General features: G+C 53.5%; 1 other RNA gene. It reads right to left on the reverse strand.

What is annotated here, in order from left to right:
• Nucleotides 1–217: a transfer-messenger RNA gene (ssrA, locus tag OKJ99_RS17165) on the reverse strand; the annotation flags it as partial.

Below are 217 nucleotides of genomic sequence, written 5' to 3' on the forward strand. Positions count from 1 at the left end.
CCCCTGATCAAGTAACCCGGTCACAGGCGATCTGATGTGAAATGACTCTACCGGGGTTGCCCCCACAGCCCATCAGCAAGCTGCTGTAGAGTCTAGCGGCGATTAAGCGGCTAGAGCGTAAGTTTCGTCGTTTGCGACTAAATAAATTCAGTGTTTAACGGGATGACTGAAATCCCGGTATGCCCTCATCCGCTTCGCAACCCCCGTCGAAACCAGG

The organism is Streptomyces endophyticus, assembly GCF_035798155.1.
Taxonomy (GTDB): Bacteria; Actinomycetota; Actinomycetes; order Streptomycetales; family Streptomycetaceae; genus Streptomyces; species Streptomyces endophyticus.